At 38.2% G+C, this 26,627-nt stretch carries 29 protein-coding genes and 1 pseudogene; 22 read left to right on the forward strand and 8 right to left on the reverse strand.

What is annotated here, in order from left to right; translation table 11 throughout:
* The first annotated feature begins 86 nt into the window (after positions 1–86).
* Entirely contained in the window at positions 87–1,157 is a 1,071-nt protein-coding gene (locus tag I6F42_RS12875; protein ID WP_197152371.1) for a glycosyltransferase family 1 protein, read from the forward strand.
* Positions 1,157–2,241: pseudogene (locus I6F42_RS12880) on the forward strand (glycosyltransferase). Before I6F42_RS12875 ends, I6F42_RS12880 begins: the two are co-directional and overlap by 1 nt.
* A 1-nt stretch (position 2,242) precedes the next feature.
* On the opposite strand, the gene I6F42_RS12885 reads toward I6F42_RS12880, so the two are convergent.
* Positions 2,243–2,971 carry a 3-deoxy-D-manno-octulosonic acid kinase gene (locus I6F42_RS12885; protein WP_197152373.1) on the reverse strand — a complete coding sequence of 243 codons (729 nt, stop codon included), beginning with the start codon at positions 2,969–2,971 and terminating at the stop codon, positions 2,243–2,245.
* A 122-nt stretch (positions 2,972–3,093) separates the two neighbouring features.
* Between I6F42_RS12885 and I6F42_RS12890 the strand changes: the two genes are divergently transcribed.
* The 6 genes from I6F42_RS12890 (at position 3,094) to glpG (ending at position 8,355) form a co-directional block, all read left to right on the forward strand.
* Positions 3,094–4,155, forward strand: coding sequence for a glycosyltransferase family 9 protein (locus tag I6F42_RS12890; RefSeq protein WP_197152375.1), 1,062 nt, complete (start codon positions 3,094–3,096; stop codon positions 4,153–4,155).
* Positions 4,152–4,715 (forward strand): D-glycero-beta-D-manno-heptose 1,7-bisphosphate 7-phosphatase, encoded by a 564-nt coding sequence (gene gmhB, locus I6F42_RS12895; RefSeq protein WP_197152378.1) that lies wholly within the window; start codon positions 4,152–4,154, stop codon positions 4,713–4,715. The genes I6F42_RS12890 and gmhB overlap by 4 nt, the downstream gene beginning before the upstream one ends.
* Positions 4,716–4,884: 169 nt before the next feature.
* Entirely contained in the window at positions 4,885–6,078 is a 1,194-nt protein-coding gene (locus tag I6F42_RS12900) for a glycine C-acetyltransferase (protein WP_010554396.1), read from the forward strand.
* A gap of 50 nt (positions 6,079–6,128) precedes the next feature.
* The gene (gene tdh, locus I6F42_RS12905) at positions 6,129–7,154 is read left to right on the forward strand and encodes an L-threonine 3-dehydrogenase (RefSeq protein WP_197114204.1); all 1,026 of its coding nucleotides are present in this window, start codon (positions 6,129–6,131) and stop codon (positions 7,152–7,154) included.
* 68 nt (positions 7,155–7,222) lie between these two features.
* The gene (gene glpE, locus I6F42_RS12910; protein WP_010554397.1) at positions 7,223–7,540 is read left to right on the forward strand and encodes a thiosulfate sulfurtransferase GlpE; all 318 of its coding nucleotides are present in this window, start codon (positions 7,223–7,225) and stop codon (positions 7,538–7,540) included.
* A complete protein-coding gene (glpG, locus tag I6F42_RS12915; RefSeq protein WP_010554398.1) occupies positions 7,537–8,355 on the forward strand; it encodes a rhomboid family intramembrane serine protease GlpG in 819 nt (272 codons plus the stop codon). Before glpE ends, glpG begins: the two co-directional genes overlap by 4 nt.
* A 10-nt stretch (positions 8,356–8,365) precedes the next feature.
* Here glpG and I6F42_RS12920 read toward each other — a convergent pair whose 3' ends face one another.
* Positions 8,366–8,764, reverse strand: coding sequence for a flagellar basal body-associated protein FliL (locus I6F42_RS12920; protein WP_010554399.1), 399 nt, complete (start codon positions 8,762–8,764; stop codon positions 8,366–8,368).
* A 167-nt stretch (positions 8,765–8,931) separates the two neighbouring features.
* Between I6F42_RS12920 and I6F42_RS12925 the strand changes: the two genes are divergently transcribed.
* Both I6F42_RS12925 and ubiA read left to right on the forward strand, forming a co-directional pair.
* Positions 8,932–9,483: a chorismate lyase gene (locus tag I6F42_RS12925; RefSeq protein WP_010554400.1), complete on the forward strand. Its 552-nt coding sequence runs from the start codon at positions 8,932–8,934 to the stop codon at positions 9,481–9,483.
* A complete protein-coding gene (gene ubiA, locus I6F42_RS12930; protein WP_010554401.1) occupies positions 9,480–10,358 on the forward strand; it encodes a 4-hydroxybenzoate octaprenyltransferase in 879 nt (292 codons plus the stop codon). The genes I6F42_RS12925 and ubiA overlap by 4 nt, the downstream gene beginning before the upstream one ends.
* A 37-nt stretch (positions 10,359–10,395) precedes the next feature.
* Here ubiA and I6F42_RS12935 read toward each other — a convergent pair whose 3' ends face one another.
* The 3 genes from I6F42_RS12935 to I6F42_RS12945 form a co-directional block, all read right to left on the reverse strand.
* Positions 10,396–11,016 (reverse strand): 2OG-Fe(II) oxygenase, encoded by a 621-nt coding sequence (locus I6F42_RS12935; protein WP_007584723.1) that lies wholly within the window; start codon positions 11,014–11,016, stop codon positions 10,396–10,398.
* 92 nt (positions 11,017–11,108) lie between these two features.
* Positions 11,109–11,993 carry a LysR family transcriptional regulator gene (locus tag I6F42_RS12940; RefSeq protein WP_165736228.1) on the reverse strand — a complete coding sequence of 295 codons (885 nt, stop codon included), beginning with the start codon at positions 11,991–11,993 and terminating at the stop codon, positions 11,109–11,111.
* Between the two features lie 376 nt (positions 11,994–12,369).
* Positions 12,370–12,792 (reverse strand): DUF2721 domain-containing protein, encoded by a 423-nt coding sequence (locus I6F42_RS12945; protein WP_010554403.1) that lies wholly within the window; start codon positions 12,790–12,792, stop codon positions 12,370–12,372.
* 83 nt (positions 12,793–12,875) lie between these two features.
* On the opposite strand from I6F42_RS12945, the gene I6F42_RS12950 reads away from it, so the two are divergent.
* From I6F42_RS12950 to tsaD, 3 genes are read left to right on the forward strand one after another with little or no spacing between them, the layout of a single operon-like run.
* Complete coding sequence (locus I6F42_RS12950) at positions 12,876–13,229, forward strand: DUF2007 domain-containing protein (RefSeq protein WP_010554404.1); 354 nt, start codon at positions 12,876–12,878, stop codon at positions 13,227–13,229.
* Complete coding sequence (locus I6F42_RS12955; protein WP_197152382.1) at positions 13,222–13,812, forward strand: YjaG family protein; 591 nt, start codon at positions 13,222–13,224, stop codon at positions 13,810–13,812. Before I6F42_RS12950 ends, I6F42_RS12955 begins: the two co-directional genes overlap by 8 nt.
* Before the next feature lie 38 nt (positions 13,813–13,850).
* Positions 13,851–14,864, forward strand: a complete 1,014-nt coding sequence (gene tsaD, locus I6F42_RS12960; protein WP_010554406.1) for a tRNA (adenosine(37)-N6)-threonylcarbamoyltransferase complex transferase subunit TsaD — start codon at positions 13,851–13,853, stop codon at positions 14,862–14,864.
* An 11-nt stretch (positions 14,865–14,875) separates the two neighbouring features.
* Here tsaD and plsY read toward each other — a convergent pair whose 3' ends face one another.
* Positions 14,876–15,487 carry a glycerol-3-phosphate 1-O-acyltransferase PlsY gene (gene plsY / locus I6F42_RS12965; RefSeq protein ID WP_197152384.1) on the reverse strand — a complete coding sequence of 204 codons (612 nt, stop codon included), beginning with the start codon at positions 15,485–15,487 and terminating at the stop codon, positions 14,876–14,878.
* Between the two features lie 230 nt (positions 15,488–15,717).
* On the opposite strand from plsY, the gene folB reads away from it, so the two are divergent.
* From folB to I6F42_RS12980, 3 genes are read left to right on the forward strand one after another with little or no spacing between them, the layout of a single operon-like run.
* Entirely contained in the window at positions 15,718–16,077 is a 360-nt protein-coding gene (folB, locus tag I6F42_RS12970; RefSeq protein ID WP_007584738.1) for a dihydroneopterin aldolase, read from the forward strand.
* The gene (gene folK / locus I6F42_RS12975; RefSeq protein WP_010554408.1) at positions 16,078–16,566 is read left to right on the forward strand and encodes a 2-amino-4-hydroxy-6-hydroxymethyldihydropteridine diphosphokinase; all 489 of its coding nucleotides are present in this window, start codon (positions 16,078–16,080) and stop codon (positions 16,564–16,566) included. It abuts the gene before it with no gap.
* The gene (locus I6F42_RS12980) at positions 16,563–17,363 is read left to right on the forward strand and encodes an undecaprenyl-diphosphate phosphatase (protein ID WP_007584742.1); all 801 of its coding nucleotides are present in this window, start codon (positions 16,563–16,565) and stop codon (positions 17,361–17,363) included. Before folK ends, I6F42_RS12980 begins: the two co-directional genes overlap by 4 nt.
* Before the next feature lie 67 nt (positions 17,364–17,430).
* On the opposite strand, the gene I6F42_RS12985 is transcribed toward I6F42_RS12980, so the two are convergent.
* Positions 17,431–18,219, reverse strand: coding sequence for a hypothetical protein (locus I6F42_RS12985; protein ID WP_007584744.1), 789 nt, complete (start codon positions 18,217–18,219; stop codon positions 17,431–17,433).
* Positions 18,220–18,470: 251 nt separating this feature from the next.
* On the opposite strand from I6F42_RS12985, the gene mpl reads away from it, so the two are divergent.
* From mpl to I6F42_RS13010, 5 genes are read left to right on the forward strand one after another with little or no spacing between them, the layout of a single operon-like run.
* Positions 18,471–19,826 (forward strand): UDP-N-acetylmuramate:L-alanyl-gamma-D-glutamyl-meso-diaminopimelate ligase, encoded by a 1,356-nt coding sequence (gene mpl, locus I6F42_RS12990; protein ID WP_197152386.1) that lies wholly within the window; start codon positions 18,471–18,473, stop codon positions 19,824–19,826.
* A 1-nt stretch (position 19,827) separates the two neighbouring features.
* Positions 19,828–20,448, forward strand: coding sequence for a flavin prenyltransferase UbiX (locus I6F42_RS12995; RefSeq protein ID WP_007584746.1), 621 nt, complete (start codon positions 19,828–19,830; stop codon positions 20,446–20,448).
* Positions 20,448–21,377: an ABC transporter ATP-binding protein gene (locus tag I6F42_RS13000; protein WP_165736231.1), complete on the forward strand. Its 930-nt coding sequence runs from the start codon at positions 20,448–20,450 to the stop codon at positions 21,375–21,377. Before I6F42_RS12995 ends, I6F42_RS13000 begins: the two co-directional genes overlap by 1 nt.
* Complete coding sequence (locus I6F42_RS13005) at positions 21,378–22,145, forward strand: ABC transporter permease (protein WP_010554413.1); 768 nt, start codon at positions 21,378–21,380, stop codon at positions 22,143–22,145.
* Positions 22,145–22,816, forward strand: a complete 672-nt coding sequence (locus I6F42_RS13010) for a tRNA (guanosine(46)-N(7))-methyltransferase TrmB (RefSeq protein ID WP_197152388.1) — start codon at positions 22,145–22,147, stop codon at positions 22,814–22,816. The genes I6F42_RS13005 and I6F42_RS13010 overlap by 1 nt, the downstream gene beginning before the upstream one ends.
* Before the next feature lie 6 nt (positions 22,817–22,822).
* On the opposite strand, the gene I6F42_RS13015 is transcribed toward I6F42_RS13010, so the two are convergent.
* Positions 22,823–24,706 carry a GGDEF domain-containing protein gene (locus I6F42_RS13015; protein WP_197152390.1) on the reverse strand — a complete coding sequence of 628 codons (1,884 nt, stop codon included), beginning with the start codon at positions 24,704–24,706 and terminating at the stop codon, positions 22,823–22,825.
* A gap of 264 nt (positions 24,707–24,970) precedes the next feature.
* Here I6F42_RS13015 and panP point away from each other — a divergent pair, with 264 nt between their 5' ends.
* Positions 24,971–26,596, forward strand: a complete 1,626-nt coding sequence (panP, locus tag I6F42_RS13020) for a pyridoxal-dependent aspartate 1-decarboxylase PanP (protein ID WP_024594075.1) — start codon at positions 24,971–24,973, stop codon at positions 26,594–26,596.
* Positions 26,597–26,627: the final 31 nt, after the last annotated feature.

Here is a 26,627-nt window from a genome sequence, read left to right on the forward strand (position 1 = left end):
TAATTTAATGCATAAAAATGTAACCTGTCTATCGCATGAAGTATCTGATTGATATACTACTGCTCAAATAGGAAATTGAGAATGCAATGAGCAACAAACGACTTTTATTTATTCCAGTATCATCGCCAGAAGGCATTGGTGAGTATATGCGCTCGTTGTTGTTAGCTCAAAGTTTACAGGCAGAAGTTGCTGATTCTCTCGATATTCATTTTATATTAAATAAGCATACTCCTTATGCTAAAACTTGTCCTTTTAAAGCTACACTGCTCGAACACTCAGCAACTAAAGAGCTAGATTCTGTTTGCGATTTTATAGCGCAATTTAAACCTGATGTCGTTGTTTTCGATTGTGCAGGGCGCGCGGGCCACATGAAAGCAGCTAAAAAAGTTGGGGCCAAGGTAGTATTTATATCTCAGCATGCTAAAAAACGTGCCAAAGGCTTAAAGCTTAATAGGGTAAATTTAATTGATGCACATTGGGTGGTTCAACCCGATTACTGTATTGAACCACTTACATGGACAGAAACTACTAAGCTAGACATGTTTTCTTTGGCACATCCTCGCAATGTAGGTCCTTTTGTTACATTTGCCTCTTGCGCGCAAAAACGTGATGTTTTAAATCGCTATAACTTAGTACCTGAAGGCTATTTTATTGTAAATGCTGGCTCAGGCGGCCATAGTGTAAATAACCTAAACTGCGCTGATGTATATTTTGAAGCTGCACTTAAAATAACTAAACTCACAGGCTTAAAAGGCGTTGTTGTTTTTGGTCCAAATTATAATAAAATCATTCCCAAAAGTGATGAGCTAATTTGTTTAACAAGCTTGCAAAGCACTGATTTTTTGGCATTAATGAGCCAAGCTAAAATCGCATTACTAAGTGGCGGCGATACCCTACTACAAGCAATCGCCGTTAAAACACCTATTGTTGCATGTGCAATTTCTAAAGATCAAAATACACGTTTGGATCACTGTGTTAATACGGGTGTTGTAATTAAAACAAATCTTGATATAGATGAAATCACTACAAAAATAGCCCAAGTTATTACCGAACCTTTTTATAGTGAGCTTATTGATAACTACAACCGGTTTGATAATTCAAATAGTTACGATGTAATCATTAATGGCATAAAAAGTATGCTTGCAGAAGAAGGTTAATAAATATTGTTAATGTAATAGATTCATTAGTGGGGGAAGAGCTGAGAAAGTAATGCTTACTTTGGCTGAAAAAAATGGCGAAACTACATCACAATATCACTATTTTATCTCTTGCTAGCAGTGTTGAATATGATATTCCTGATATAGTTAATGTTGATAGTTTATTTACTGATAGAGCATCTAAAGTCGATAGGTTTTGGCAACGTAAAAATAGCATTTTAACACTACAAACTTGGTTAAAAAAAAACAGAGCGAGATTGGCAATATTGATTTAGTGCTTTCTAATCTTGATAGAAGTAATAACTTGCTCGCGCGTAGTAATATCAAAAATGTTCATTTTGTTATTCATAATTCTGTTAATGCAGAACTTGCTCGTCAAAAAAAGTTAGGTCCATTTTCATATTTATATCTTAAAAAAAGTAAGCAAAATTTAAATGGTAAGTCACTTATTTGTGTCTCAAAGGGGGTTGAAAAAGAAATAACACAAGGGAATTTAATTGACCCAAGTGCAATTGCGACTATTTATAACCCGTTCGATTTTGACAAGATAAAACAACAAGAAAATGAGCAAAATAACAATATTCCCAATGAGCCTTACTTGATTCATGTAGGAAGACTCGCCAAGCAAAAACGCCACGATATATTATTTTCAGCATTTGCAAAGCTTGATAAAAAATACAAGTTAGTCCTTTTATGTAATAAACCCGCAAAAGCGCTAAAGCTTGCACAGGAGTACGGCATAGAAAAACAGCTAGTAGTGCCAGGGTTTCAACAAAACCCTTATAACTGGATTAAGCAGGCCAAAGCTTTAGTGTTGAGTTCTGATTTTGAAGGACTTCCAACGGTATTAATTGAAGCTTTAGCGGTGGGTACTCCGGTAGTTAGCACTAATTGCACATTTGGCCCAAGCGAGATATTAACAGGCGAGCTAAGTAAATATTTAGTACCTGCTGGACAAAGTGAGGCATTAGCCAATGCAGTTAAGCAGGTATTAGCTGACAAACCTAATCTAGAAAACGCTGAAATTCTAAAACAAGTACAGGCAGAGCAGGTCGCTCTGCAGTATTTAGCCTTGGCTGATTAAGTTAACTTATATTAGCGAGTGCTTTAAGGTAGTTGCTGTGTAGAGTTTGAAAGTCACTCACTTGCCAATTAAATACATTATTTCGACCCTGTTCTTTTAAAAACGAGCGCTCAAGACGTGCCATATTACTTTGTTGCCATTGTGGGTTAGGCGCTCTTATTTCACCTCTATCAAAGTCGATAATATACACATCACCAGTATCATCAAACAAAATGTTATTAATGTTTAAATCGGCGTGATACACGCCTTTTGAATGAAATAGCGCGATTGTTTTAGCTATGCGCTCCAACTCATCTTCGGTCAATGGGCGTTCAATTAATATGTCGAGTACACTTTTAGCGCCTTTAACAGCCTCGGTAATAATATCACCACGGTAAATTAATCCGCTACGCGTTACTTTAGCTGCAATAGGGGTTGGTACGTTTAAACCAAGCTCTATAAGCTTACTCATTAAGCTAAACTCTTTATACACACGGGTTTGTTCAAGCCCTGGATATAAATATTGATCGCTTAGCAATTTACCCACTAAGCCTCCGCGCCAATAATGCCTAAGTACGGCTGTTAATTCGTCTTGTTTAAAAAACCACGCAGTTGCTCGGCCCTTTTTGGCACCCACAATTTTATTTTGTTGTTGCCAATAATTTGCATCAAACCAATCGAGGGTAATTTGGCTCGTGTATTTAGGGTGGCTTAATACAGTGTGATTGCCTTGCATGTGTTGTTTAAACATAGCTCTGCGTAATTGCTAAATAATGTGCCTATATTAGCGCGTTTTAAAGCTGAGGATAAGTGCTTGCAATAGCGTGATTATAATTTAAGATCGGCTTTTGTATTTAATACCTAAGGGAATGTGTGACTCAAGCTCCTAACTATTCATCTATTTGTATATTAAGACTCTCAGCCATTGGTGACGTATGTCATGGTGTGAGTGCTGTACAAGCCATTCAAAAAGCACACCCAAATGCAAAAATCACGTGGGTTATTGGTAAAATAGAAGCGATGTTACTTGCCGACTTACCGGGTGTTGAGCTGGTGGTATTTGATAAAAAACAAGGTAAAGCAGCACTTAAAAGCTTAAAGCAACGCTTTAAAGGTCAACAGTTTGATGTACTACTTAACATGCAAGTTGCATTAAGGGCTGGATTTGTAGCGCATTGTATTCCTGCAAAAGTAAAAATAGGGTTCGATTGGGCACGTTCAAAAGAATTGCACAGCTTGTTTATTAATAAACGAATAGCCCCAGAAGCTCAGGCGCATGTGCTTGAAGGCTTTAAAGGTTTTGCAAAAGCCATAGGTGTAGCTGATTATAAACCGAGTTGGGACATGCCATATACAGAGCAAGACCAAGCGGTTGCCGATGAACTACTAACACCAGAGTACCTAACTAATAAACTGTTAGTAATATCGCCAGCAGCAAGTAAAGCACAGCGCAATTGGCTCGCTGATCGTTATGCCGCATTGGCTGATTATGCAAATGAGCAAGGCTTTAAAGTTGTATTGACGGGTGGTCCAACAGAACTTGAAATTAACCTAGCAAATAGCATTATTGAGTATAGCAAAACACCTATTTTAAATTTAGTGGGTAAAACGAAACTCAAAGAATTGCTGTGCGTGTTAAAGCGTGGCAGTTTAGTGCTCGCGCCCGATACAGGCCCTGCACATATGGCGGTAACGGTTGGTACGCCGGTTATTGGTTTATATGCACATTCAAACCCAGCACGAACAGGCCCTTATTTATATCAAGATTACGTGGTTGAGGTTTACCACCAAAATTTGCTTAAGCAAACAGGTAAAACAGCTAAGCAAGTACCGTGGGGGACGCGCGTAAAAGGCGATGATTTAATGAGCCAAATTACGGTTGATGATGTAAAAGCAATGTTTGACCATGTTGTACAAAAAGAGTCTTTGCAATGAATGTACAACAAAAAAATAAAGCGCTTTTTTTAGATCGAGATGGCGTGGTAAACGTTGACCATGGTTATGTGTATCAAAGCGATAAATTTGAATTTATTGACGGTGTTTTTAACGCCTGTAAAGCATTTTATGATGCGGGCTATAAAATCATAATCGTTACTAATCAATCTGGAATTGGCCGAGGTTATTACACCGAAGCTGATTTTTTAGCACTAACGCAATGGATGAAAGCCCAATTTAGTGATCACAGTATTGAAGTTGCCGATGTGTACTTTTGCCCTCATCACCCTAAAAAAGCGCACCCTGAATATTTGAAAGAGTGCAGTTGCAGAAAGCCTGCGCCAGGTATGTTATTGCAAGGCATACAAGAGCATAACATCGACCCTGCTTGCAGTATTATGGTGGGCGATAAACTCAGTGATATGCAGGCTGCGAAAAAAGCGGGCATTACGACCCGCGTTTTAGTGCGTTCGGGTCAAAGCTTTGACGAAAACGCTAAGCAAGAGGCTGATTTAATTATCGATTCTATAAACAGTTTACCTGCACTTTTAAATACATAAATAAACTAAACAGATTAGCCTGTAAACTGGCAGGAATTACTTCCAGTCTAGGGTGTTTACGACGAACTGCAAACCGTGCATTTTTCCCATTAAACTTTTACAATACCCCTCATAATAAACAGTCGTTTAAATGTGATTGTTTACCCGTTCAAATATATGGAGAACTTAGATGAGAGCATCTGCTTTTTTTAGCCAGTTACAACAGCAAATTGAAGACGTAAAAACCGAAGGTTTGTATAAAAGCGAACGTATTATTAAATCTCAGCAGCAAGCTCAAATCGAAGTTGCGTCAGGTAAAGTAATCAACTTTTGTGCTAATAACTACTTAGGTTTAGCTAATAGCCCAGAGCTAATTGAAGCTGCGCAAAACGGTTTAAATAATCATGGTTTTGGTGTTGCGTCTGTTCGTTTTATTTGTGGTACGCAAGATATTCATAAAACACTAGAGAAAAAAATCAGTGAGTTTTTAGAAACAGAAGATACGATTTTATATTCTTCATGTTTTGATGCAAACACAGGCTTGTTTGAAACCATTTTAGGCGCAGAAGACGCTATTATTTCTGATTCATTAAACCATGCATCAATTATTGATGGTGTACGTTTGTGTAAAGCTAAGCGTTTTCGTTATGCAAATAACGACATGGCTGATCTGGAAAAGCAACTTATTGCTGCCGATGAAGCAGGTGCCAAAACGAAGTTAATAGCTACTGATGGCGTGTTTTCTATGGACGGCGTTATTTGTAATTTAGAAGCTGTGTGCGACCTAGCTGATAAATACGATGCACTTGTAATGGTTGATGACTCTCATGCTGTTGGCTTTGTTGGCGAAAACGGTAAAGGTACACCAGAGTACTGTAATGTATTAGACCGTGTAGATATTATTACCGGTACATTAGGTAAAGCGCTAGGCGGTGCATCAGGTGGTTATACATCAGGTAAAAAAGAAATTGTTGAATGGTTACGTCAGCGCTCACGCCCATACTTATTCTCAAACTCATTAGCACCTTCAATTGTTACTGCATCAATTAAAGTACTTGAAATGCTAGAAAATGGCGGCGAGCTTCGCGCTAAACTTTGGTCAAATGCTAAATATTTCCGTGAGCAAATGGAAGCTGTTGGTTTTACGTGTGCAGGTAAAGATCATGCAATCATCCCAGTAATGCTGGGAGATGCAAAAGTAGCCTCGTTAATGGCTGATAAGTTACTTGTTGAAGGTATTTACGTCACTGGTTTTTCATTCCCTGTAGTACCAAAAGGGCAAGCGCGTATTCGTACACAAATTTCAGCGGCGCATAGTATTGAGCAACTCGATATTGCTATTGATGCATTTACCCGCATTGGTAAAGAAATGGGCGTTATTTAATTTTATTTTAAGCCGAAGCCTTGCTTCGGTTTTTTAGTTGAGTGTGGACTATGAAAGCATTATCTAAATTAAAAGCAGAACCGGGCATTTGGATGACAGATGCACCAAAGCCAGAAGTCGGTCATAACGACTTACTAATTAAAATTCGTAAAACAGCTATTTGTGGTACCGACGTACATATTTACAAATGGGATGAATGGGCAAGTAAAACGATTCCTACTCCTATGGTTGTTGGTCACGAATATGTTGGTGAAGTCGTTGATATGGGCCAGGAAGTTCGTGGCTTTAAAGTAGGCGACCGCGTATCGGGTGAAGGTCATATTACGTGTGGGCACTGTCGTAACTGTCGTGCTGGGCGTGTACATTTATGCCGAAATACAACAGGCGTAGGTGTAAACCGTGAAGGTGCATTTGCAGAGTATTTAGTTATTCCTGCATTTAATGCATTTAAAATTCCAGATAACATTTCTGACGAACTGGCTTCTATTTTTGACCCGTTTGGCAATGCAGTTCATACCGCATTATCGTTCGACTTAGTTGGCGAAGATGTGCTTATTACTGGTGCAGGCCCAATTGGTATTATGGCAGCAGCTGTAGCAAAACATGTTGGAGCTCGTCACGTCGTTATTACCGACGTGAATGAATACCGCTTAGATTTAGCACGTAAAATGGGTGCATCTCGCGCGGTAAACGTGGCAAGCGAAAAGCTTGAAGATGTAATAAAAGAGCTAGGTATGACAGAGGGCTTTGATATTGGTCTCGAGATGTCAGGTGTGCCAAGCGCTTTTAATTCAATGCTTAATAACATGAACCACGGCGGTAAAATTGCCATGCTAGGTATTCCACCATCTGATATGGCGGTTGATTGGAACCAAGTTATTTTTAAAGGTTTAGTGATTAAAGGTATTTACGGTCGCGAAATGTTCGAAACGTGGTACAAAATGGCAAGCTTGATTCAATCTGGTCTTGATTTGAACCCAATCATTACACATCAGTATTCTGTGGATGACTTCCAAGCTGGCTTTGATATGATGATTTCAGGTCAGTCAGGTAAAGTAATTTTAAACTGGGATTAGTTCCTAACTAAATTACAAGAAGGGCGGCTTTAGCCGCCTTTTTTATACTATTAATTAAAGAGACTTCAATGGCATTTAAACACATTTCTATAGCGCAAACGTTAGAACTTCTAGATAAAGAAGACGTTGTAATTGCAGATATTCGCGATCCAAATTCGTATCAAGCTGGTCGTATTCCAGGCTCAGAAGCACTTTCTAACGGTAATATTGCACAATTTATGATGGAAAAAGAATTCGATCAACCAATTATTATTGTGTGTTATCACGGTATGAGCTCTCAAGGCGCTGCTAGTTATTTAGTTGAGCAAGGTTTTGAAGATGTTTACAGCATGGATGGGGGCTTTACTGCTTGGGAAGCGGCTTACAGCGAGAAAGTAGAGCGATGATAGAGCTTGGTAGTTTAAATAACCCGCGCGCAGCACAGGGCTTTATAGACTATTTAAAAAGCCAAGGCCTAGATGCAAAGGTACACTCAGCAGATGGTAGTAATGTCGTCATTAGTGTGGCTGAGGAGGACTTTCATCAAGTTCAGCCTTTATGGGTTGAGTTTACACAAAATCCTAATCATGAAAAATACCAGCAAGCATCTTGGGATGTAGGCAGCACACAGTCGCCGCTTAAATATCAAGGGCAATCACTTAATCTTATGGCGCGATTTAAAGCGCTCAGCTGGTTAAATCAAACTGTAAGTATTGTAAGCGTTATAATTTATTTTGCTTTTTTACTAGGTGGTTTTGAGACCATTTACACCATGATGCAGTTTAAACCTACGCAGCCTTTAAGTTGGTTAACGCCCGCCCTCGTACATTTTAGCGCGATGCATATAGTGTTTAATTTAATTTGGTGGATGTCGCTTGGTGACAATATCGAAAAACAATGCGGAAAACTAAGCTTAATAGGCTTGTTTTTAGTGACTGCACTTATTAGTAATTGGGCACAATATTTAATGGTTGGCCCGAATTTTGGCGGCCTAAGCGGTGTGGTGTATGGGTTACTAGGTTTTTGTTGGATTCATAGTTTTTTAAACCCTAATAAACCTGCGCTAGTTAGTACGGCTATTGTTGGTTTTATGTTGATTTGGCTGGTGCTAGGTTTTGCAGATGTATTATTTGTTGGCATGGCTAATTGGGCGCACTTAGGTGGATTAGTTAGCGGTATGGCTTTTGCCTATACCGCCAAAATATTTAACGCAAATCGTTAACCGTTAAATACTAATGATATAAATATTTAGTGAACAAGACTTCACGGATGATCTCTTGTCCTGTTTCTTCTTTTAACAGGCTTTTTAGTTTTACGGCGCACTTTGCACGTATTTCTTCTCGACCAGTAAGTGATTTTATTTTCTCTTCAGACTCTTTTGAAAATATTTCTACTAAGGCATCGCGCAGTAAAGGGGTGTGGTGCTCTACTATTGCAATATCTGAAGTGTCATTAAGCATTAAATCTATAGTTACGCGCACATAGCCCATTTTTTTACTTGATGGACCAATATAGTTAGTAATTATATCTGGCTCAAAACCAAAATAACCAACTGTGGATTCAGCTCGAGCTGTAAAGCTTATAACGCTTACAAAGAATGTAAAAAGACCTGCGTATACTATTTTTTTCATATTTAAAGCGTTTCTAAAAACCTGTTGTAAATAGTTTATACCCAATGGTGTGTAATAAACAGCGCCAAGCAGTTATTTATCTTAGTTATTTATGGCAGTAAATCATCACTTTTTCAAATGCATTGGCAATGTTATTATTGCTCCGGTTTTTATTTAATTGAGCAATTGTGACTACTTTCCCTATTTCTTTGTCTGCCAACTGGCAACATACTTCACAAGTAAGCGGCTTAACAGCGACTGAGCGTGATTGGCTATTTGAGCCTCATTCATTAACGGCTAAATTAAAAAGTCGATCGCAAAACTTCTCTGTAAAAGTACTTAGTGAGCAAACGTTTGATTTATCGGTTGAGCAACAAAAATTACTTAGTTGCACAGCAGTATCGGCACTAAATAGAGAAGTGATTTTGTTATGTGATGATAAGCCAATGGTCTACGCACAAAGTTGGCTACCCGACAATAAACGACAAAATAAATCGCATAATCCTCTGCTTAACATGGGAAATCGACCTCTTGGTGATGTTATTTTTCAAGACTCTCAATTAGTGCGTACTGATATAGAAATAGCATGTTTTAACAGCGAGCATTCATTGCAGCAGTTGGTGTCTCAATTAAATTTATCTAAACAAAACTTACTCGGTCGTCGAAGTGTGTTTTCGCTACGAGAATATAAATTTTTAGTGTGTGAAGTGTTTTTACCAGGAGCATATTTATACTCATGAAATTAGCCGTTTTAAAGCCAAAACATATTTCTTACTATATACAGCTAATGCGTATAGATAAGCCCATTGGTACCTTGTTATTACTTTGGCCAACATACTGGGCCTTATGGCTTGCTAATAGTGGGATGCCGAGCTTACTCAACTTTATTATATTTACGCTGGGCGTTGTTGTTATGCGAAGTGCAGGATGCGTAATTAATGATTTTGCAGATAGAAAAATAGACGGCTCTGTAAAACGCACTGCTCAGCGGCCGCTAGCTTCAGGGCGGGTTAGTAGTGGTGAAGCACTTAGCCTATTTTTACTGCTCATAGTTATTGCGTTTATTTTAGTATTAATGCTTAGCGTTAATACTATTTTGCTTTCTTTTGGGGCTTTGGCTTTAGCCTTTTGCTACCCTTTTATGAAACGCTATACACAATTACCACAAGTTGTTTTAGGGGCTGCATTTGGTTGGGCTATTCCAATGGCGTATATGGCTTCAATAAATGCATTACCGCAGCAGGCATGGTTATTATTTATAGCCAACATTTGCTGGACAGTCGCTTATGACACTATGTATGCGATGGTTGATAGAGATGACGATTTAAAAATAGGGGTAAAATCAACCGCTATTTTATTTGGTAAATTCGACCGCCACATAATCTTTTTACTTAATGCTGTATTTATAGCGCTGGTTGCGTTTATTGGTATAAGTAATCATTTAAGTGTCGCGTTTGGCGTTGGTTTGGGTGTAGCAGCTGGTTTATTGGCATATCAACAAACGCTTATTCATAAACGTGAAAGAGATGCCTGCTTTAAAGCGTTTTTAAATAACCATTATGTGGGTTTGGCTATCTTTATAGGGTTATTACTTTCATACCCAATAGCATTTTAAAGCCTTAGTTAAGGCTGTTAAAATGAGTTATTTAGAGCTATCGGGGCGGATCAATAATACCGCTAATAGAGGCGTTTTTTCTAAACCATCCAGCAATAGAATAGCGTTCGTCAACCGCTGGAAGCACTTCATGAGCAAAACGTTCGCTTTCAAACATAACCAATGTGCCAGCCGTTGGTTTAATGGTTATTTCTACTTCTTTACTTTTAGGTTTATAAATAACAAGTTCGCCACCTTGCTCTGGCGTATTTAAATAAAGCACCGTTGTAAATACACGATTAGATCGACCTTTAAATGCATCTAAGTGCTTTTTGTAAAAGTCCCCCTGTGTATATTTTGCATAATGACATTCGTAATCAAATAGCCCCATAAAAAAGCTACGATTTAACGTGGTTTTTATACTTTGCATTATTGCTTGATAAGTAAGCTGTGCTTGCGAGCTGCCGTCAAACCAATAGGTTTTATCAGTACGAATAGTTTTATCTATTTGTAAGTTATTTAATCGACCAATACCGGCAAGGCTAAAGTGGGGGTTTATACGATGGCAATCTGCAACTAAATCGTTAACTAAATCGGCAATAAGCGCGTTATGAATTACGGTGTATCCTTGACGTTCTATATCATCTAAATAGACATCAGGACCAAAAAGTGTGTTCATCCACATCAGCTGTTTAAAAAAGGTGCGACAGTGTAGCCGAAAAGCGATTTAAAGCTACTGTTTATTACGCCGCACTTTTTAAAAATATTGGATTAGCTAAATGTAGCTCCCGCTTTCTTTATAAGCGATAGTAAATGCTCTACATGTTCAGTAATAGAGGTTTGCTGGCTTGTTTGTACAACGAGTTGTTCGTGGTTTAAATCTTTATTTGTTTTCAGTTGCACGAGTTCAGGGTTTTCTGCGATTGTATTTGCATGTTCAATGCTTGCAATAGCAAAGTGATCTGATTTAACTACGCCAGCCATTACTTGATCAATACTGCCCACTTTAATACTTGATGATTTATTTAAAGAATCAATTGCTTCATTAAGCATGGTTTGCACTTGTTTCGATTGAGAGAAGCAGCCAAACATAGGATAGCTATCAAGGTTTTGCTTACTTATATCGTTTTTATGTGCAAGAGGGTGATTTTTTGAAACAAATAATACAAGCTGATCAGGTAGGTGAATATCACTGCCAATACTATTAATCGCTTGAGAGTATACACTTATGTCTATTTCTCCTTGTTGGAGTTTACGTGTTAGCTCTTGCTGATCTTGTAATTGCATTTCAATTTTTATATGTGGATATTGAGCTAAAAACTGCCCACAAGAAATAGGTACTATGCTGCTTGCCTTATTGGTATAGCCAATAACCAGCTTTTCGTTAGCATTACCGTTTACTGATTGAAAAATCCGTTTTTTCGTTAGCTCAAGTTCCGATAGAGTCGTTTTAGCATATTCAAGAAAAAGTTCGCCTTCTGGCGTTAATTTAACTGAACGTGTTGAGCGTTTTACTAACTCATATCCCATTTCATTTTCAAGTGTTTGAATGCTGCGCGTTAGCGCTGAAGTACTGATTTGGGTTTGTTCAGCTGCTTGTCTAAAGTGACGTAACACTCCAAGTGCTACAAATTGCTCTAATTGTTCAAATCTCACTTTATAGTCCCTTTTTATAAGTAAGTCGCAGATACAGCGGACATCAAATATATTAATTTTTATTCTAAAGTTTAGTAAAATTTTATATTGAAATATATTTGCAAGTTCATACATGTTTCCAGCAGGATACCCCCCTTTTAGTATTAATTAAAGAAAAAAGCGACCAAATAGTATTACTTTTTTAATTGAAGACTAGTTGTTTATTGCTCTTTATCGACATTTTTGCAATTGACTATTTTGATAAAGTTATTTTTAGTCAGTAGGTTAGTTGGATACTTAGAGTCTGATTGTTCTAAATAATAAAAAAGTGTGCCCCAAAATAGGGCATACATATAAGATTCTTGTGACAAATAATAGGGGGACGATAAATACAAATTCATTTCACAAAATTCCGACTAATCCTATTGCTTAATGGTTTGTTTTCAATGCTTTGTAGTTCTATTTCAATTGCATCGCAGGAAATATGTATTTCAAATAAAGACGTTAATAACGATAGACTTAAGCAAGCTAAACTAACACCAAATAAAATAATGCCCGTGGTATTAAATTCAATAAATAAAGCAAACATTGAAAATGTACACAGTAAAAAAGAGGCGACACCGTATACTTGCATTGTTCTAATTAGCTTAATGCGTTTACGTAAATTAGTGATTTGAGCCACTACAACAGGGCGAATAGATTCACCCTCGCGCGTATTTAACTCCCTAATTAATTGCGCTAAAACTAAAAATCGGTTTGTATAGGCTAGTAATAGCAGCGATATGGCCGGGAAAAGTAGGCCCGGGGTTGTAAGTGTCATGTTTATTCCTTAAAAGTGCAGCATATTAGTATGCTAATAATTTAGCGTAGGATATTGTCAACACAAAATAAATGAGGTGAATATTGCAAAATATTAATAATAAAAATTCAACTGATAGCTCTTTTCAATGGGTTACAATTTATAAAGCCGAAAATACCCTTGAAGCTAATATTATTAAAGGCTTAATACAAACCAGTGGCATCGAATGCAAAATAAAAGGTGAGATGCTTCAAGGCGCATTGGGAGAAATTCCATTTGATCAAGCACAAGTTAGTGTGCAGGTTTATGCGATAAAAGAGCGCCATGCGCGGCAAATATTGGTAAACTATCAACAAGTAAAACAATCCGCTCCAGATTGGGTATGCCCTAACTGTAATGAGCATAATGGATCAACATTTGATTTTTGTTGGTCGTGTGAGACGTTAAAGAATGACTAAAGCAAATAATTTTCAGCGTATTAGAGAGCTTAACTATTTACAAAAAGCTGTTGTAGCAAGTGCTTTAATAGAGCGAATGCTGCCAAATTACGGTTTATTTAGCGAAGCAACGGGGTTTGGTGATGAAACCTTACTTCGTAATTCGCTTAATGTTTGTTGGGAAAAAATATTACTGCCTAAAAGTAAAATAGATCTCGAAAAACAAGTTGAAAAAATAGAACCGAATGTTCCTGAACTTGCTGATTTTGATATGTTTGGTACTTATCCTGCTATTGATGCTGCAACGTCTTTACTTAGCTTAATGCATGGTTTAATGGCGCAAGATGAGCAAGAGTTCATTAGTGTCAGTAAAATATCTCAAGCAACAGTGGCCCGCTTTATTGAATATCAAATGACGGTTGAAGGTGAGGTTGCAGATAACACGGCCGTTAGAGAGCATCCATTAATGCAATACGAAATTGAAGTATTAGGTGAGCTAATTGATTTTGTAGAAAATATGGGGCGTATTACCTCTGATAGCGTGAAGGCACTTAAAAAGTTTGCCCTAGAAGATGGCCAAACAAATATTGGCCTTACGTTATAAAAACAGCGAAGTGAAATTTTAAAGGCAGGAGAAGTACAGTGCGAATTTTAGGCATTGAATCGTCATGTGATGAAACAGGTATTGCAATATACGATGACGAAAAAGGCTTGTTAGCTCATCAATTATACAGCCAGGTAAAAGTACACGCTGATTATGGCGGTGTAGTACCGGAACTTGCATCGCGCGATCATGTTCGTAAAACGCTACCACTTATAGACGCAGCTTTTGCACAAGCGGGTTGTGGCCCAGAAGACTTAGATGGCATTGCATATACTGCAGGCCCAGGTTTAGTTGGTGCGTTATTGGTAGGTACTTCTATTGGTCGTTCATTAGCATACGGTTGGGATATTCCAGCTGTTGCTGTTCATCATATGGAAGGGCATTTACTTGCTCCGATGCTTGAAGAAAATATTCCTGAGTTTCCGTTTATTGCATTGCTTGTATCGGGCGGTCATACCATGATGGTTAAAGTAGCGGGTATTGGACAATACGAAGTACTAGGTGAGTCAGTTGATGATGCCGCAGGCGAGGCCTTTGATAAAACGGCTAAGTTACTTGGTCTTGACTACCCCGGTGGTCCGCGCTTAGCTAAAATGGCCGAACAAGGCGTTGCGAAGCGCTTTATTTTTCCTCGCCCTATGACCGACAAGCCAGGTCTTGATTTTAGTTTTAGTGGTTTAAAAACAGCGGCATCAATCACGATTCGTGAAAATGACGACGACGATCAAACTAAAGCTGATATAGCGCATGCATTTCAAACGGCGGTTATTGATACGCTCGTTATTAAGTGTAAGCGTGCGCTTAAACAAACAGGTATTAAGCGTTTGGTCATCGCCGGTGGCGTAAGTGCGAATACACAGCTTCGACTGCAGCTCGAACGCGTAATGAAAGGTATGAAAGGCGAAGTGTTTTATCCGCGTACTGAATTTTGTACCGACAACGGTGCAATGATTGCTTATGCAGGAATGCAACGTTTAAAAGCAGGTCAGTTTGCAAGTCTTGATATGAAAACAAAACCTCGCTGGCCTATAGATAGCCTTGAGCCGATTTAATGACTCATATTTTAGATATTTTTGTTTTCATCAGTGGGTGCTTTTTTAGCACCCACTTTTGGTTCTTCCCCGCTAAATAGTCGAATAATATTAGTACGGTGACGAAATATAATTAACAGCGTGATAAAAGTAACGGGAAGAGTATAAAGTGGTTTTATTAGCCATGTATATAAGGGCGCTAAAGATACAGCTACAAGTGCTGCCAGTGATGAATAGCGTGTTATTGCCACTATAACTAACCAAGTGCATACAAGTAAACCAGCCAATGATAAGCCAATAGGTAATAATGAGCCAAATGCCGTTGCTACGGCTTTACCGCCTTTGAAGCTAAAAAACAGTGGGTACATATGGCCTAAGCAAGCTGCTACAGCGACTAAACCAAGCTCTAAAGGTTCAACTTCTAAAAAATAAGCCCCCCATACTGGAATAGTTCCTTTTAAAATATCAAACACTAAAACCAAGCAAGCCGGAAATGCTCCGCCTAATCTATAAACATTTGTAGCCCCTGGGTTGTTAGAACCACTATTACGAGGTTCAGGGAGTTTGAACAACCGCGACACTAAAATAGCCGACGAAATCGACCCAAGTAAATAAGCTAAAACAAACATTAAAGTGGCTAACACACGCTTCCTTATTTTTTAATTGCTATACCAATTGATAGTACTTTTAAGCTATTATTGGCAGCAAAATTTATCGTGAAAATTATTAACAGGCTATTTAATAGCTAGTTTAGTTATCTTGCTATTGTAGAAGTTATTTTCACATATTTAAACACTGGCTAAACCATATACAGTATTAATTTTATTGATGCTTTGTATAGTTGCTTAGTCGTTTGTTGTTATTTGGAGTATCAATGGATAAGGTTTTTATATCTCAATTGCACGTCGACACTATTATTGGAGTGTACGACTTTGAAAAAGAAAGTAAACAGAGCCTTTATTTTGATATTGAAATGCTTAGTGATATTAAGCCTGCAGCCGAAAATGACGATATTAATTTAGCACTGGATTACTCAAAAGTAAGCGAACGCGTTATTAAGCACTGCACTGCAAAACCTGTTGAGTTGCTAGAGACTTTGGTTGAGCAGTTGGCTGAGATTATTTTAAGCGAGTTTAATACGCCACAAGTTACTATAAGAGTAAGTAAACCTGCAGCTGTAGCACAAGCACAAACTGTGGGTGTTGAAATTACACGTGTTAAGGCAACTGACTAAATGGCTCAAATTTATATCAGCCTAGGGTCAAATATAAATAAAGCACATTATATACAATGTGCATTAATTGCACTTAAGCAGCACTTTGAGCACATTGTGCACTCGTCTGTTTTTGAAAGTGAAGCAGTTGGGTTTGCTGGCAATAATTTTTATAATTCAGTAGTTGGCGCTACAACTGATATGTCGCTTGCTGATGTATGCGCTTTATTAAAACAAATAGAGCGTGATAATGGGCGTACAGCGAACGATAAAAAATTTAGTCCACGAACGCTCGATTTAGATTTACTGTTTTATGATGATGTAATTTGCGACTCCCCAGCGCAATTACCACGTGATGAAATAACTAAAAATGCATTTGTATTACAACCTCTGAGTGAGGTTGCCCCAGATTTTTATCATCCTGTAGCTAAGCAAACGATTGCGCAGTTATGGAATGAATATAACAACCCTCAACAAAAGCTATGGAAGGTGGAGTTTTCTAACCCATGAGTATCATCGAAATAATTATTTTAGCCCTCATACAGGGATTTACTGAGTTTTTACCAATATCGAGTTCAGCGCATTTAATTCTCCCATCGCAAATTTTAGGCTGGGAAGATCAAGGGCTTGCGTTTGACGTAGCAGTACATGTTGGTACTTTAATTGCCGTTGTTATTTATTTTCGCAAAGAGGTAGTAGATATACTAAGCGCATGGTTTAAATCTTTTGGTAAGCAAGGCACTACCGATGACAGTAAATTAGGCTGGTGGATTATACTAGGTACAGTGCCTGCCGCTATTTTAGGTTTACTTTTAAAAGACTTTATTGAGTTATATTTGCGAAGCGCTTGGGTAATTGCTACTACCACCATTGTATTTGGTTTGTTGCTTTGGTACGCGGATGCAAAAGGGAAACAAATTAAAACTATTTATCAGCTCAATTGGAAAACGGCACTTATCATTGGTTTCGCACAAGCTGTTGCAATGATCCCGGGTACTTCTCGATCAGGTATCACGATGACCGCTGGTTTAATGTTGGGTATGAATAAGCAAAGCGCAGCGCGTTTTTCGTTTTTACTAGCGATTCCGATTATTTCTATGATGGGGCTTTATTATATTGCAGAGCTTGCTCTGGGTGATCATGTAGTTGATTGGAACACACTATTATTAGGTGTGGTGTTATCGTTCTTATCGGCTTATGCGTGTATATTTATGTTTTTAAAAGTAATAGAGCGAATGGGTATGTTGCCATTTGTGATATATCGTTTATTACTCGGTGTCGGTTTGATTGTATTTTTAACGCTATAAACAAACTTAATCAGTAAAATCAAAAAAGCACCTAAAGGTGCTTTTTTGGTTTAGATTAAGCCTCAGCTTATAAATTTAATAAATAAGCTTCAATAAAGCGGCGTTGGTTAGCGGCTTTTGGCGCTGTTTTAAATATAAGTGTATTACCATTTTTACGTAGTTTTAGCTCATTAGTAAATTTACATTCGATAGCATTGAACTGAGCTATGTCGTTTTTAAAACTTTGGTCTTTTTCGCACATGTATGCCATTTCGTTTGCAACTTGTGCACAAAATGAACCCACTGGATATTCTTTTAGGTTTTCATCATCAATGCTTTCCCAATCAACATTGGTATTTATTTTTAATCCGCATTGCTTATCTATTTCGCTATTAGCGGCAGCTATATTTTTTTGTTGATACCCTAAATGCTTTTCACGATTAAACTTCGCTAGTTTAGCTTGAGTACCTTTATTTAACTGTTGATCGTATTGCGCTTTTAAATCTTCAACAATGGCAGGGTTTGACTCTTCTTTTTTTGATAAGTAAATTCCATCACGAGTGTCTGGAATATAAAGATTGTAAGAGCAACAGCGGTAGCCTTCCTCAACACTTACTAAACTTCTTTGTGTACCATCGTAAGTATATTTGTAAGCTTTATTACTACCATGAGGTTTTAAATCGGTTAAAAATACAATGCCATCAATATCATGGTTTATGCCTGTTACTTTTACTAAAGCTTGTTTTTTATCTGTTGTTGGGGCAATAACAACATTAACGCCTTCGCCCGAACTTAGTTCTATTGGGTACTTAGCAAATTCCAAAGCAAAGCTTTTTTGACTAAGTAAAATACAGGCTATAAAGAATAGTTTTTTCATATTAAGTCCTTTTTAAGTTTTAAAGTTATACAGCAAGCTGGTTTATAACATTGATAATAATTGATTAAAAGCAATACAGGGTAGGTGAACGTGCCTATTTTTTGATTTTTAGCGTTTAAAAAACTAATTAACGTGTTTTTGGCACGAGTGAATTGTGCAGACGTACATAGTAACTAAGCACGAATTTTGGCATTATAGCGCCATTAAACTTTGCATAGCTGTAAAGTGAGCATACGATTTAAGGAAAGTATATGCATATACATATTTTGGGCATTTGTGGCACGTTTATGGGTGGTATTGCAGCCATTGCTAAATCATTAGGTCATAAAGTAACGGGTTCCGATCAAAACGTTTACCCACCAATGAGTACGCAACTTGAAGAGCTTGGCATTGAACTGACTCAAGGCTACGACGTATCTCAATTAGAGCCAAAACCAGATATGGTAGTTGTCGGTAATGCAATGAGCCGTGGTAACCCGTGTGTTGAATATGTGCTTGATAAAGGCCTGCCTTATACATCTGGCCCTGAATGGCTTAAACATAACCTATTACAAAACTCGTGGGTACTTGCTGTAGCCGGTACGCATGGTAAAACAACCACAGCAAGTATGCTTGCGTGGGTATTAGAGTACGCAGGTTTAAAACCAGGGTTTTTAATTGGCGGCATAGTCCAAAATTTTGGTGTATCGGCCAAAGTAGGTGAAACGCCATTTTTTGTTATTGAAGCCGATGAATACGACACTGCTTTTTTTGATAAGCGCAGTAAGTTTGTCCATTACCTTCCACGTACACTTATTTTAAATAATCTTGAATTCGATCACGCTGATATTTTCGAAGATTTGAACGCAATAAAAAAACAATTTCATCACTTAATGCGTACATTACCTCAAAGCGGCAAGGTAATTTGGCCTAAGCAAGACGTAGCGCTTAATGACGTAATAGCACAAGGGCTTTGGAGCGAAAGCGAAACGCTAGGTGATGACTGGGGCTATGAATTAATAAAAGCCGATGGTAGTGAGTTTAATGTACTTTTAAATAACGAAAAGCAGGGCACTGTTTGCTGGCAAGCAATAGGCGAGCATAACGTTAAAAATGCAATTATGACTATCGCAGCAGCGCGCCATGTGGGTATAGCTGTTGATCATAGTATTGATGCCCTAGGAGAATTTATTAGCCCTAAAAGGCGTATGGAGCTAAAGGCTGATATAAATAATATTAAGGTGTATGACGATTTTGCGCATCACCCAACAGCAATTAAAACTACGCTTGCAGGACTGCGCGCAAAAGTAGGCGATGAAAAAATTATCGCTATTTTAGAGCCGCGCTCAAATACTATGAAAATGGGTGTGCATCAATATACATTATTAGATTCACTGCGTGATGCTGACGACGTACTACTTTTTGAACCAGAGAATCTAAATTGGTCGCTAAAAGAGCAAGCAGATAAAGCTGGTATGCAATGCTTTAGCAGCACACAAACAATTATTGATACGGTGCTTGAAAATATTGAGCCTAATCAACATATTTTAATTATGAGTAATGGCGGTTTTAATGGCCTTCATCAACACCTTGTTGATGGTTTAGCTGATAAATACAGCGGAGAATAGTGTGCAATTTAAAGATAGAATTACGCTCGCTTTTAGCGGTGCATCAGGTGCGCCTTATGGTTTAAGGTTACTTGAAGTATTGCTTGAACAGCAATTTCAAGTTTACGTACTTATCTCAAGTGCAGCGCGAGTGGTGCTTGATACAGAATCAAATATTAAGCTCTCTGGTAACGAAGATAAAGCCACTGAGCAGTTAAGTACGCTGTTTAATGCTAAATCTGGGCAGTTAAAAGTATACGGTAAAGATAACTGGTTTAGCCCTGTGGCTTCGGGCTCTGCTGCACCTAAAAAAATGGTGGTGTGCCCGTGTAGTGCAGGATCGGTTTCTGCAATTGCAGTTGGGGCGTCAGATAACTTATTAGAGCGCGCCGCTGATGTGGTAATTAAAGAACGCGGACAGTTAATTTTAGTGCCGCGCGAAACACCGTTTAACGAAATTCATTTAGAAAACATGCTTAAGTTATCTCGTTTAGGTGTGACCATAATGCCAGCAGCGCCTGGCTTTTATCATAAGCCACAAAGTATTGAAGACTTAGTTGATTTTATGGTGGCGAGAATTTTAGATCATTTAAATATTGAACATAACCTAACAAAACGTTGGGGTTATGGTGAGGGTAAGTAATGAATAAGCAAAATATTGCTTTAAATATAGAAGGCCTTACCAAGGTTTATAAAAATGGTGTTGAGGCTATTAAAGGCGTTGATTTACAAGTTAAAGAGGGCGACTTTTTCGCTTTACTTGGTCCAAACGGAGCAGGTAAATCAACCACTATTGGTGTTATTTCGTCACTTGTTAATAAAACAAAAGGCAAGGTAGAAGTATTCGGTTGTAATATTGATACTGATTTAGAAGCTGCAAAAGCGCATTTAGGCTTAGTGCCGCAAGAGTTTAACTTTAGTCAGTTTGAAACGCTTAGCCAAATACTTGTTAACCAAGCCGGTTATTATGGTGTGCCACGTGGCGAAGCCCATAAACGTGCTGATAAATACTTAGCGCAACTTGGCTTACTTGAGAAAAAAGACAAACAAGCACGTACGCTTTCAGGCGGTATGAAACGCCGATTAATGATTGCGCGTGCCCTTATGCACGAACCTAAGTTGCTTATACTTGATGAGCCAACTGCGGGTGTAGACATAGAACTTCGTCGTTCAATGTGGGATTTTTTACGCCAAATAAATGAGCAAGGCGTAACTATTATTTTAACTACGCACTACCTTGAAGAAGCAGAGTTACTGTGTAAAAACATCGCCATAATCGATAATGGCCGAATTGTTGAAAACACGACCATTAAAGCACTGCTTGCAAAGCTTGATAAAGAAACCTTTATTTTAGATTTAAAAATGCCAGCAAGCCCTGTAACGCTTGAAGGCTATAAATTTACCATGACGGACGATCATACTGTTGAAGTGGAAGTCGCTAAGTCTCAAGGCTTAAATGCGGTTTTTAGTGCATTAACAACTCAAGGTAATACTGTATTGAGTATGCGAAATAAAGCAAACAGATTAGAAGAGTTATTTGTTGGATTACTAGAGCAAGGGCGGGGCGAATAAATGTTTAAATATGGCGTAGCCTTAAAGAGTTTATGGATTAAAGAGTGCATTCGTTTTTTACGTATTTGGGTGCAAACTTTAGTACCGCCAGCAATTACGATGAGCTTATATTTTGTTATTTTTGGTAACTTAATTGGTTCACGCATTGGCGACATGGGCGGCTTTAGTTATATGGAGTTTATTGTACCTGGCCTTATAATGATGTCAGTCATTACTAATTCCTATTCCAACGTAGCCTCTAGTTTTTACTCAACAAAGTTTCAAAAAAGCATTGAAGAGCTTTTAGTTGCACCTGTACCTAACTACATCATTGTTCTAGGTTATATGGGGGGCGGTATGACGCGCGGTATTATGGTGGGCTTTATAGTTACCTGTGTGTCGTTATTATTTGTTGATATTCAAATTCATAATATTTTTGTAATTATTGCGACGGTTATTTTAACCTCAGCTGTGTTTGCTTTAGGTGGTTTAATTAATGCAATTTACGCAAACAGTTTTGACGATATAAGCATTATCCCCACCTTCATACTAACGCCATTAACTTACTTAGGCGGTGTATTTTATTCAATTACGTTGCTGCCTGAATTTTGGCAGAATGTATCACAAATCAACCCTATAATTTATATGGTTAACGCATTTCGTTATGGCTTTTTAGGTGTGTCGGATGTTGATTTGAGCGTGGCTCTTGGGGTTATTTTAGTATTTATAACAGCGTTATTTACATTAGCGCTTACATTGATCAAAAAAGGTGTGGGGCTAAGACACTAATGAGTGATGCAAATTCACGTAGTATTGTATCTAATCAAGCGGGTATTCACGAAAAGCTTGATGAAATAGTAAATAAGCACTTAGATGCTGAATTTAAAAAGCCAATTGCAGCACACACCCAAGCCGCATTTGACGAGGTTAATGCTAAAGTACAAGCCTTTAGTGGCCCGCTTATTTTAGACTCGTGTTGTGGCGTAGGTGAAAGCTCAGCTAACTTAGCTAAGCGCCACCCTGATGCACTTATAATTGGTATTGATAAATCGTCGCACCGATTAGATAAGCACGATGTTGAATATAAGCAAACCGACAGTGGTCAGTACATCTTAGTGCAAGCAGACTTAAATGACTTTTGGCGTTTAGCGGTTGCTGCTAATTGGCAACCTACGCACCATTATTTGTTGTATCCAAACCCGTGGCCTAAATCTAAGCATATTCGTAGACGCTGGCATGGCGCGGCTATTTTTCCATTTATCGTTAAGTTAGGTGGAAAATTAGAAGTGCGCAGCAATTGGGATATTTACGTTAAGGAGTTTGCTCGGGCGCTTGAATTAACAGGCAACCCTTGCAATGTAACGCTTTATGAGTCAGACGATGCAATTACGCCTTTTGAGCGTAAATACTGGGCCAGTGGCCAGCAAAGCCACCGACTCGTTATTAACTTACCTCGCTAAAGTAAGTTAAAGTGCTAATTCTTCTTCTATAACCGTACTAACATGTGACACTGGGTGGGCAAAGTAGTTGCCTTGCATTAGTGTCACATTCGCCTTTTTAAGTGCGGTTACTATGGTTGCATTTTCTACCGACTCTGCCATTAATTGCAAACCAAGTTGATTAGCAAAACTGGCTATATGTTCAATAAATAAATAGATATCTTTGTCATTCACTATTTGCTTTATTAGTGCGCCATCTAGCTTAATACCATCTACTTCCAGCTTAAGTACGTTTGATATATTTGAATAACCACTACCAAAGTCATCAATAATAACCTTAACGCCTTTCGTTTTAACCATTCCAATAAATGCTTTTACCTCAGAAAAGTTGGCAATAGCTTGGGTTTCTAAAAGCTCTAGTGTGATATTACCAGGATGCGGGTAGCGCTTAAGTTCGTCCGCAATAAACTCACTTAAATTAGGGTCGAGCATATCTTGTGCTGTTATATTTAAACTCCAGCAAATATCGGTTTTTCTAAAGCGACTAACACATTGTGAAAATATAGTACGGGTAAGTATTCCGTCCATTCTTGATCGAGTAACAACATTTAAAAATGCATCAGGTTTCAACACTTCCCCTTGCGCCGTTACCATTCGAGCTAAACATTCGTATTGAACGACCTTGTTGGTATTTGTATCAATAATGGGTTGAAAGTAAGGCACTATACGGTTGTTATCAAACGCTTCACGCACCTCTTTAGCCATTTCAACATTGTATTGATATTGCGTTTTTACATCGTGTAGCGCTTTTGAGTAGTTAACTACGCTATGCCTGCCTTGTTTGGCTTGCAGCGCCGCTATATGAGCATTTTCAAGCAGTAGCGATTTATTACCACTGGCAATACCTGCACATAGGGTTATGTAAATAAAAGGGTCAGTTAACACTGGGGTATTAAAGTTATATGTTTTTACGAGATCGGTAAATTCGTCATTACTCATTTCTTTAGGCGCGAGTAATACTATTTTGTTGGTTGCTAGTCTGTATATATGGCAATGCGCAGAGCTTCTGAGTTTAAAGTGAATAAGTAAGTTTTTCATTACTTTGTCACCCACTTCAGTGCCGTAGAAACTGTTTATATCTTCTATTTCATTAACCCAAATAACGGCTAACTGCATGTGATGAGCATTACTTTTTTTAATAAAGTACTCAAGAGCAATATGATTTGAAAAACCAGTACTTGAGTCAGTTGCTAACGAGCGCTTTAGTAAATAAATATATATGGCGGCAACAAGTATCGCGATAAAAAAGAAGAAGCTAGCCATTGCAGCAGCTTTCGATACACTTTCTTTAAGTTTCTCGTTTAAATTGTAAATAGTTATATCGGCACCCGTTAGATAGGTATTGCCGTTAATAGGGTCAACGTAAGGAATAAAAATAGTTTTAAAGTGGCCCCACTGATCGCTCGATATTTCAAATACAGGCTCGGTTGAGTAAAAAGCACTTATATTGGCATCGGTAGCTTCAGGATAGAGATCTAAAAATTGAGTTACTTTGCCATTATTCTGATCTTCTTGCGTGTAGCTTGATGAGCTAAAAAGCACCTTACCGTCTTTTAAAATCATTGAATAGACATAAGCAATATCAAGTGCTTGAGCAAACTCAGAGAGTTGTTTACTTTTATCTTGATAGTAAGAAAAACTTATATTATCGCCTTGATTAACCGCACTTAAGTAATTTTCACCTAGAATATGTTTAACGCTGGTGGCGGCATTAAGTAAGCGATTATCAACCGACTGCATTATTTCAGCACGCGTGGTTTGGTAAGTGTAGTAAACATAGGTAAGCAAGCTTATTAAAAATAAGCTAAAGCCTGCCACTATCCAACTAACTTTGACTCTTCCTTCTGGCATATGTGTCCCTTTTTTGTTATCAAATTTATTATACCCAAAATAAGTAAATGCCCAATAAATAATTAGGTTTGGTAGAGTTTTAATTAAATTATCATTTTTTTGTCATCGCTTTGATTGCTTTTATAGGTTTAAACGAGACATTTTAGTTATATTGCAGTAAAGTTAGCGCAATTTTTAAAGAAACACGATTGCTCTAAATGTCCTAATAAGTAGGCGTTTTTGATGGGTAAGCGCGTGTTTTAGCTACACACACTAGGTATTGAGATGGATCAAAAGCGTTGTGCCGTCGCCTCTAAAGAAAGCCTTAAGCGTATATTTACTGTACCTGAAGCGCCAGACTCAACTTTAAGCAAAATCGAGCTTGAAATTTCGAGTAATTTAGCAGGTTTTCTAAACGAAAATATAGCGGCAATTGAAAAACCATTACATGAAATCGAAAAAGATTTTCAGTCGGCAGTGATCCCAGAGGATCCAACGTTTGTATCTGCTTATGCCCAAGACATAATGGAGCAACTTGTTGCGCATTCTGTGCATACAGCTGCGCCTAGCTTTATTGGTCACATGACCTCTGCCTTGCCGCATTTTTTATTACCTCTGTCAAAATTGATGGTAGGGCTAAATCAAAATCTAGTAAAAATAGAAACGTCTAAAGCGTTTACGCCTCTTGAACGTCAAGTGCTTGGAATGATGCATCATTTAGCTTATGGGCAAGAAGATTCATTTTATTCTAAATGGATGCACAGTGCTAAAACCTCACTAGGTGCATTTTGCTCTGGTGGAACGGTCGCTAATATTACTGCGCTTTGGATTGCTCGAAACCGCTTATTAAAACCCGATGGCGATTTTAGAGGTATCGGCGCACAAGGCCTAATTGCCGGTATGCTGCATTACGGCTATAAAGGTTTAGCAGTATTAATATCAGAACGCGGACATTACTCGTTAGGTAAATCGGTTGATTTACTCGGTATTGGCCGCGATAACTTAATTGGCATTAAAACCTGCGAAAATAATAAAGTTGATGTAGGAGCTATGCGCGAAAAAGCACGTGAGCTTGAATCGCAAGGCATTAAAGTAATGGCGATTATTGGGGTAGCGGGTACAACCGAAACCGGTAATATTGACCCACTTGATGAAATGGCCGACTTAGCACAAGACATTAACTGCCATTTTCATGTAGATGCTGCATGGGGAGGAGCAACCCTTTTATCGAACACGCATCGCCCTTTACTAAAAGGGATTGAGCGAGCAGATTCAATTACCATCGATGCACATAAACAAATGTATGTACCAATGGGAGCGGGCTTAGTTTTATTTAAAGATCCCGCTGCAACTGATGCAATAGAGCATCACGCTGAGTACATATTACGTAAAGGTTCAAAAGACTTAGGTAGCCACACGCTTGAAGGCAGCCGACCTGGTATGGCAATGTTAGTACATGCTTGCTTACGTGTTATTGGTCGTAAAGGTTACGAAATGCTGATTGATCGAAGCATCAAAAAAGCACATTACTTTGCTGATTTAATTAAAGCTGATGAAGACTTTGAGCTTATTTCAGAACCTGAATTGTGCTTATTAACGTATCGTTATGTACCTAAGCAAATTAAACAAGCAATAGCCGATGCAGATGCTGCAACTCGGTTAGATATTTTTGCCTCTCTGAATCGTTTTACTGCCAGTATGCAAAAACGTCAGCGAGAGTCTGGTCGCTCATTTGTATCACGTACTCGTTTAACGCCTTCTAAATACGATAATCAACCTACAGTTGTATTTAGGGTGGTACTTGCAAACCCGCTTACCTCAGGCGCTATTTTAAAAGAGATATTGGCTGAGCAAAAAGAGTTGGCTGCAACAGATCCGGTATTCAAAAAATACTTAAGAAAGTATATGTAATCTAAATACAAAAAAGGGTCCATAAGGACCC

The organism is Pseudoalteromonas sp. SWYJZ12 (genome assembly GCF_015864395.1).
Lineage (GTDB): Bacteria > Pseudomonadota > Gammaproteobacteria > Enterobacterales > Alteromonadaceae > Pseudoalteromonas > Pseudoalteromonas arctica.

What these genes read in the sequence shown, in the direction of transcription:
- mpl (WP_197152386.1), top strand. Translation starts at nt 18,471, where the DNA reads ATGCATATACATATTTTGGGCATTTGTGGCACGTTTATGGGTGGTATT.
- I6F42_RS12955 (WP_197152382.1), top strand. Translation starts at nt 13,222, where the DNA reads ATGACTAAAGCAAATAATTTTCAGCGTATTAGAGAGCTTAACTATTTA.
- I6F42_RS12980 (WP_007584742.1), top strand. Translation starts at nt 16,563, where the DNA reads ATGAGTATCATCGAAATAATTATTTTAGCCCTCATACAGGGATTTACT.
- I6F42_RS13000 (WP_165736231.1), top strand. Translation starts at nt 20,448, where the DNA reads ATGAATAAGCAAAATATTGCTTTAAATATAGAAGGCCTTACCAAGGTT.
- gmhB (WP_197152378.1), top strand. Translation starts at nt 4,152, where the DNA reads ATGAATGTACAACAAAAAAATAAAGCGCTTTTTTTAGATCGAGATGGC.
- I6F42_RS12900 (WP_010554396.1), top strand. Translation starts at nt 4,885, where the DNA reads ATGAGAGCATCTGCTTTTTTTAGCCAGTTACAACAGCAAATTGAAGAC.
- I6F42_RS12920 (WP_010554399.1), bottom strand. Translation starts at nt 8,764, where the DNA reads ATGAAAAAAATAGTATACGCAGGTCTTTTTACATTCTTTGTAAGCGTT.
- I6F42_RS12885 (WP_197152373.1), bottom strand. Translation starts at nt 2,971, where the DNA reads ATGTTTAAACAACACATGCAAGGCAATCACACTGTATTAAGCCACCCT.
- I6F42_RS12985 (WP_007584744.1), bottom strand. Translation starts at nt 18,219, where the DNA reads ATGAAAAAACTATTCTTTATAGCCTGTATTTTACTTAGTCAAAAAAGC.
- I6F42_RS12935 (WP_007584723.1), bottom strand. Translation starts at nt 11,016, where the DNA reads ATGAACACACTTTTTGGTCCTGATGTCTATTTAGATGATATAGAACGT.
- glpG (WP_010554398.1), top strand. Translation starts at nt 7,537, where the DNA reads ATGATAGAGCTTGGTAGTTTAAATAACCCGCGCGCAGCACAGGGCTTT.
- I6F42_RS13005 (WP_010554413.1), top strand. Translation starts at nt 21,378, where the DNA reads ATGTTTAAATATGGCGTAGCCTTAAAGAGTTTATGGATTAAAGAGTGC.
- folK (WP_010554408.1), top strand. Translation starts at nt 16,078, where the DNA reads ATGGCTCAAATTTATATCAGCCTAGGGTCAAATATAAATAAAGCACAT.
- I6F42_RS13010 (WP_197152388.1), top strand. Translation starts at nt 22,145, where the DNA reads ATGAGTGATGCAAATTCACGTAGTATTGTATCTAATCAAGCGGGTATT.
- ubiA (WP_010554401.1), top strand. Translation starts at nt 9,480, where the DNA reads ATGAAATTAGCCGTTTTAAAGCCAAAACATATTTCTTACTATATACAG.
- glpE (WP_010554397.1), top strand. Translation starts at nt 7,223, where the DNA reads ATGGCATTTAAACACATTTCTATAGCGCAAACGTTAGAACTTCTAGAT.
- I6F42_RS13015 (WP_197152390.1), bottom strand. Translation starts at nt 24,706, where the DNA reads ATGCCAGAAGGAAGAGTCAAAGTTAGTTGGATAGTGGCAGGCTTTAGC.
- folB (WP_007584738.1), top strand. Translation starts at nt 15,718, where the DNA reads ATGGATAAGGTTTTTATATCTCAATTGCACGTCGACACTATTATTGGA.
- panP (WP_024594075.1), top strand. Translation starts at nt 24,971, where the DNA reads ATGGATCAAAAGCGTTGTGCCGTCGCCTCTAAAGAAAGCCTTAAGCGT.
- I6F42_RS12875 (WP_197152371.1), top strand. Translation starts at nt 87, where the DNA reads ATGAGCAACAAACGACTTTTATTTATTCCAGTATCATCGCCAGAAGGC.
- I6F42_RS12945 (WP_010554403.1), bottom strand. Translation starts at nt 12,792, where the DNA reads ATGACACTTACAACCCCGGGCCTACTTTTCCCGGCCATATCGCTGCTA.
- tdh (WP_197114204.1), top strand. Translation starts at nt 6,129, where the DNA reads ATGAAAGCATTATCTAAATTAAAAGCAGAACCGGGCATTTGGATGACA.